The organism is Microbacterium sp. BWT-B31 (assembly GCF_041379855.1).
In the GTDB taxonomy this organism is placed as follows: Bacteria; Actinomycetota; Actinomycetes; order Actinomycetales; family Microbacteriaceae; genus Microbacterium.
In genome coordinates this window covers 1-5,535 of sequence record NZ_JBFECU010000030.1, presented here as the reverse complement: position 1 = coordinate 5,535, position 5,535 = coordinate 1, and the positions used below count along the sequence as shown (strand labels likewise).

At 55.9% G+C, this 5,535-nt stretch carries 3 rRNA genes; all 3 read left to right on the top strand.

From position 1 onward, the window contains the following. The first annotated feature begins 189 nt into the window (after positions 1-189). Positions 190-1,709: ribosomal RNA gene (locus AB1K54_RS17185) — 16S ribosomal RNA — on the top strand. Between the two features lie 401 nt (positions 1,710-2,110). After that, positions 2,111-5,221, top strand: a 23S ribosomal RNA gene (locus AB1K54_RS17180). 146 nt (positions 5,222-5,367) lie between these two features. Next, positions 5,368-5,484, top strand: a 5S ribosomal RNA gene (gene rrf / locus AB1K54_RS17175). The 16S, 23S and 5S rRNA genes sit together here, the layout of an rRNA operon. Positions 5,485-5,535 lie beyond the last annotated feature (51 nt).

The window sequence follows — 5,535 nt, the reverse complement described above, 5'->3', positions numbered from 1 at the left end:
GGAGCGTCCGTTCCTTGAGAACTCAACAGCGTGCACTTGTCAAATGCCAAATTTTATCCTCGTCCAGGCTTTTTGGTCTGGTTGAGAATTCCTTTGGATCAATTTATGGATGTCAGTGACATTCGTTTTGGTCATGGTTGAACTCGCTGCTTTCTGGTCGTTTTCCCGGCTGGTTGGTGGTATTCGTTTTTTACGGAGAGTTTGATCCTGGCTCAGGATGAACGCTGGCGGCGTGCTTAACACATGCAAGTCGAACGATGAACTCCAGCTTGCTGGGGGGATTAGTGGCGAACGGGTGAGTAACACGTGAGCAACCTGCCCCGGACTCTGGGATAAGCGCTGGAAACGGTGTCTAATACTGGATATGAGCTCCTGCCGCATGGTGGGGGTTGGAAAGATTTTTTGGTTCGGGATGGGCTCGCGGCCTATCAGCTTGTTGGTGAGGTAATGGCTCACCAAGGCGTCGACGGGTAGCCGGCCTGAGAGGGTGACCGGCCACACTGGGACTGAGACACGGCCCAGACTCCTACGGGAGGCAGCAGTGGGGAATATTGCACAATGGGCGGAAGCCTGATGCAGCAACGCCGCGTGAGGGATGACGGCCTTCGGGTTGTAAACCTCTTTTAGCAGGGAAGAAGCGTGAGTGACGGTACCTGCAGAAAAAGCACCGGCTAACTACGTGCCAGCAGCCGCGGTAATACGTAGGGTGCAAGCGTTATCCGGAATTATTGGGCGTAAAGAGCTCGTAGGCGGTTTGTCGCGTCTGCTGTGAAATCCCGAGGCTCAACCTCGGGCCTGCAGTGGGTACGGGCAGACTAGAGTGCGGTAGGGGAGATTGGAATTCCTGGTGTAGCGGTGGAATGCGCAGATATCAGGAGGAACACCGATGGCGAAGGCAGATCTCTGGGCCGTAACTGACGCTGAGGAGCGAAAGGGTGGGGAGCAAACAGGCTTAGATACCCTGGTAGTCCACCCCGTAAACGTTGGGAACTAGTTGTGGGGTCCATTCCACGGATTCCGTGACGCAGCTAACGCATTAAGTTCCCCGCCTGGGGAGTACGGCCGCAAGGCTAAAACTCAAAGGAATTGACGGGGACCCGCACAAGCGGCGGAGCATGCGGATTAATTCGATGCAACGCGAAGAACCTTACCAAGGCTTGACATATAGAGGAAACGGCTGGAAACAGTCGCCCCGCAAGGTCTCTATACAGGTGGTGCATGGTTGTCGTCAGCTCGTGTCGTGAGATGTTGGGTTAAGTCCCGCAACGAGCGCAACCCTCGTTCTATGTTGCCAGCACGTAATGGTGGGAACTCATGGGATACTGCCGGGGTCAACTCGGAGGAAGGTGGGGATGACGTCAAATCATCATGCCCCTTATGTCTTGGGCTTCACGCATGCTACAATGGCCGGTACAAAGGGCTGCAATACCGTGAGGTGGAGCGAATCCCAAAAAGCCGGTCCCAGTTCGGATTGAGGTCTGCAACTCGACCTCATGAAGTCGGAGTCGCTAGTAATCGCAGATCAGCAACGCTGCGGTGAATACGTTCCCGGGTCTTGTACACACCGCCCGTCAAGTCATGAAAGTCGGTAACACCTGAAGCCGGTGGCCTAACCCTTGTGGAGGGAGCCGTCGAAGGTGGGATCGGTAATTAGGACTAAGTCGTAACAAGGTAGCCGTACCGGAAGGTGCGGCTGGATCACCTCCTTTCTAAGGAGCTTCTGGCACTCTTCGGGGTGTCCAGGCGCCGGGTCAGCACCGTTCGTGTGCTGCCGGTTAGCTCATGGGTGGAACATTTGACGAGGCCCTCATCGGGGTTCTTCTTGCTTAGTACGCTGCTTCGGCGGTGGGAACGGTGGGGAGGGTTGTTGGTGGGGGCGTGCACGCTGTTGGGTCCTGAGGGACCGGGCGCCGGCTTTCGGGCTGGTGGCTGTTTCCTTGTGGGCTCATCTTTGTGGCTGCCTGTTGGTGGTTGCGGGGTGGGTGCCGCCCGTACTTTGAGAACTACACAGTGGACGCGAGCATCTTCGAGATGACCCTTCGGGGTTGTCTCGTGAAAGATGATCTTAAAGATCATTAGTCAATTTCGATTGACGATTCAACTCATGTGATTTCAAGTCTTTAAGAGCAAACGGTGGATGCCTTGGCATCTGGAGCCGAAGAAGGACGTAGCAATCTGCGATAAGCCTCGGGGAACTGATAAGCAAGTTTTGATCCGAGGGTGTCCGAATGGGGAAACCCCGCTGGGCGGCGTGCCGACCCAGTGACTCCCGCCTGAATATATAGGGCGGGTAGAGGGAACGCGGGGAAGTGAAACATCTCAGTACCCGCAGGAAGAGAAAGCAACCGCGATTCCGTGAGTAGTGGCGAGCGAAATCGGAACAGGCTAAACCTAGCGTGTGTGATAGCCGGCAGGCGTTGCACGTTGGGGGTTGTGGGACTCTCCTGATCACTCTGCCGAGTGGTCGACGTGACAGAAGCGTATAGACGAATGGTCTTGAATGGCCAGCCAGAGCGGGTGCGAGCCCCGTAGTCGAAATGCGTGTTCTGGCGTGGAGTGTATCCCAAGTAGCACGGGGCCCGAGAAATCCCGTGTGAATCTGTCAGGACCACCTGATAAGCCTAAATACTCCCAGATGACCGATAGCGGACAAGTACCGTGAGGGAAAGGTGAAAAGTACCCCGGGAGGGGAGTGAAATAGTACCTGAAACCGTTTGCTTACAAACCGTTGGAGCCTCCTTAGTAGGGGTGACAGCGTGCCTTTTGAAGAATGAGCCTGCGAGTTAGCGATACGTGGCGAGGTTAACCCGTGTGGGGTAGCCGTAGCGAAAGCGAGTCTGAATAGGGCGATTCAGTCGCGTGTCCTAGACCCGAAGCGAAGTGATCTATCCATGGCCAGGCTGAAGCGACGGTAAGACGTCGTGGAGGGCCGAACCCACTTAGGTTGAAAACTGAGGGGATGAGCTGTGGATAGGGGTGAAAGGCCAATCAAACTTCGTGATAGCTGGTTCTCTCCGAAATGCATTTAGGTGCAGCGTTGCGTGTTTCTTGCCGGAGGTAGAGCTACTGGATGGCCGATGGGCCCTACAAGGTTACTGACGTCAGCCAAACTCCGAATGCCGGTAAGTGAGAGCGCAGCAGTGAGACTGTGGGGGATAAGCTTCATAGTCGAGAGGGAAACAACCCAGACCACCAACTAAGGTCCCTAAGCGCGTGCTAAGTGGGAAAGGATGTGGAGTTGCTCAGACAACCAGGAGGTTGGCTTAGAAGCAGCCACCCTTGAAAGAGTGCGTAATAGCTCACTGGTCAAGTGATTCCGCGCCGACAATGTAACGGGGCTCAAGCACGCCACCGAAGTTGTGGCATTGACATTATTGGTAGGCCTTCGTGGTCCAGCCGTGTTGATGGGTAGGAGAGCGTCGTGTGGCCAGCGAAGCGGCGGTGTGAACCAGCCGTGGAGGCCACACGAGTGAGAATGCAGGCATGAGTAGCGAAAGACGTGTGAGAAACACGTCCTCCGGAAGACCAAGGGTTCCAGGGTCAAGCTAATCTTCCCTGGGTAAGTCGGGACCTAAGGCGAGGCCGACAGGCGTAGTCGATGGACAACGGGTTGATATTCCCGTACCGGCGAAGAACCGCCCCAATCAATCCAGTGGTGCTAAGAGTCCTAGCCGGCATGCAGCGGATCCCTTCGGGGTGAGGCGGTGCCTGGTGAACGCTCGACCCCATGCTGGTGCGGTTAGCGTGTTAACAGGTGTGACGCAGGAAGGTAGCCCAACCCGGGCGATGGTTGTCCCGGGGCAAGTGCGTAGGCCGAGGGATAGGCAAATCCGTTCCTCATTCAGGCTGAGACACGATGCGGATGAAAAGTGGGTGATCCTATGCTGCCAAGAAAAGCATCGACGCGAGGTTCTAGCCGCCCGTACCCCAAACCGACTCAGGTGGTCAGGTAGAGAATACCAAGGAGATCGAGAGAATCGTGGTTAAGGAACTCGGCAAAATGCCCCCGTAACTTCGGGAGAAGGGGGGCCATCCACTTATACGGACTTGCTCCGGAAAGGGTGTGGTGGCCGCAGAGACTAGTGGGTAGCGACTGTTTACTAAAAACACAGGTCCGTGCCAAGTCGCAAGACGATGTATACGGACTGACGCCTGCCCGGTGCTGGAAGGTTAAGAGGACCGGTTAGCCGCAAGGCGAAGCTGAGAATTTAAGCCCCAGTAAACGGCGGTGGTAACTATAACCATCCTAAGGTAGCGAAATTCCTTGTCGGGTAAGTTCCGACCTGCACGAATGGCGTAACGACTTCCCAACTGTCTCAACCGCGAACTCGGCGAAATTGCATTACGAGTAAAGATGCTCGTTACGCGCAGCAGGACGGAAAGACCCCGTGACCTTTACTACAGCTTGGTATTGGTGTTCGGTGTGGCTTGTGTAGGATAGGTGGGAGACTTTGAAGCGGATACGCCAGTATTCGTGGAGTCGTTGTTGAAATACCACTCTGGTCACTCTGGATATCTAACTTCGAACCGTGATCCGGTTCAGGGACAGTGCCTGGTGGGTAGTTTAACTGGGGCGGTTGCCTCCCAAAAAGTAACGGAGGCGCCCAAAGGTTCCCTCAACCTGGTTGGCAATCAGGTGGCGAGTGTAAGTGCACAAGGGAGCTTGACTGTGAGACTGACAGGTCGAGCAGGGACGAAAGTCGGGACTAGTGATCCGGCAGTGGCTTGTGGAAGCGCTGTCGCTCAACGGATAAAAGGTACCTCGGGGATAACAGGCTGATCTTGCCCAAGAGTCCATATCGACGGCATGGTTTGGCACCTCGATGTCGGCTCGTCGCATCCTGGGGCTGGAGTAGGTCCCAAGGGTTGGGCTGTTCGCCCATTAAAGCGGTACGCGAGCTGGGTTTAGAACGTCGTGAGACAGTTCGGTCCCTATCCGCTGCGCGCGTAGGAAGTTTGAGAGGATCTGACCCTAGTACGAGAGGACCGGGTTGGACGAACCTCTGGTGTGCCAGTTGTACTGCCAAGTGCACCGCTGGTTAGCTACGTTCGGGATGGATAACCGCTGAAAGCATCTAAGCGGGAAGCCGGCCTCAAGATGAGACTTCCATACCCTACGGGGTGAGAGGCTCCCAGCCAGACGACTGGGTTGATAGGCCAGATGTGGAAGCGTGGCAACACGTGCAGCTGACTGGTACTAATAAGCCGATGACTTGAAAACACCCCCACCCCCTTTTCGTGGGTGGGGCATGAAACTTTGCTTGCGTCCACTGAGTGGTTCCCGATGTACGGTCGGTAACCAAAACCACACCCCCACCCCCTTTTCACGGGTGGGTCGCGTGTGACGACGAGAACATCAACACACGTTCCGGCGGCCATAGCGAGAGGGAAACGCCCGGTCCCATTCCGAACCCGGAAGCTAAGCCTCTCAGCGCCGATGGTACTGCAGGGGAGACCCTGTGGGAGAGTAGGACACCGCCGGACACCCCCTTAACACGAATGGCCACCCCCACCGGGTGGCCATTCGCGGTTAAC